Below are 239 nucleotides of genomic sequence, written 5' to 3'. Positions count from 1 at the left end.
CTTTTAGACGGACGCGGGCGCGCGGATCAGGCGGCGATCCGCCCCGCTTCGCGGTCCGCGCCCGCCTTGCGCGTCTTGCCCGCGCGCGATGGCGGCTGGCAGAGGCCGCACACGTAACCGGCGCGCAGTTCGTACGCATGTGCGACGAAACGTCCGCGGCAGCGCGTGCAGACGTTGGTCTGGAGCATGCCGGATTCGAAGTAGCGCACGAGCGTCCACGCGCGCGTGAGCGACAGCAC

At 70.7% G+C, this 239-nt stretch carries 1 protein-coding gene; it reads right to left on the bottom strand.

Features of this window, described 5'->3' with window-relative positions; genetic code table 11:
* Positions 1-26 precede the first annotated feature (26 nt).
* On the bottom strand, positions 27-239 hold a 213-nt coding region (locus NCR39_RS00005), incomplete at its 5' end, for a FlhC family transcriptional regulator (protein ID WP_250449967.1).

This window comes from Caballeronia sp. ATUFL_M2_KS44, assembly GCF_023630965.1.
Classification (GTDB): domain Bacteria; phylum Pseudomonadota; class Gammaproteobacteria; order Burkholderiales; family Burkholderiaceae; genus Caballeronia; species Caballeronia concitans.
The sequence above is the reverse complement of the archived record's forward strand: the minus strand, read 5'-3'. Positions and strand labels throughout refer to the sequence as shown.